The following is a 392-nucleotide window of genomic DNA, read 5'->3' as shown; positions in this document are numbered from 1 at the left end:
GCGGTCATTGCGCGGCTTGCTGGCGAGTCCTGCGACGCCCTCGCGCCGCCACAGGTCGTACCAGACGCGCAGCGTCTTCTCGCTGATGTGGCGGCGTCGGGAGCCGGGAATGGCGTACTCCTGCTGGCGATCTGGTGCATGAGGCGAGCGAGTTCACCACTGGCGAGTTCGCCGCGGCTGACAAGCGGGCCGAGCACGCCCAGACGGAACAGCGCCATCTCGTCGATGGGATTCATGTCGTCAAATTCCTTCGTTCAGTTGAGGAAGGCGTTGGTGCACGGATAGGCAAACGAAAGACGGGAGTAATAGAATCGCGGTCCGTCCTGCTGGAAGCCCATGCATGCCCCACAAGCACAACGCCGCGCGCCGGCATGACATCCCGAAGATGGCCC

The 392-nt window shown here is 63.8% G+C and carries 1 protein-coding gene; it reads right to left on the bottom strand.

The features are described 5' to 3' along the window. On the bottom strand, positions 1-54 hold a 54-nt coding region (locus tag GWC77_RS30455; protein ID WP_367949136.1), incomplete at its 3' end, for a hypothetical protein. Positions 55-392 lie beyond the last annotated feature (338 nt).

Origin of the sequence: Paraburkholderia sp. NMBU_R16 (assembly GCF_013282575.1) — a bacterium.
GTDB lineage: Bacteria > Pseudomonadota > Gammaproteobacteria > Burkholderiales > Burkholderiaceae > Trinickia.
Note: the sequence above shows the minus strand (reverse complement) of the source record. Positions and strands in the feature narration are given on the sequence as shown.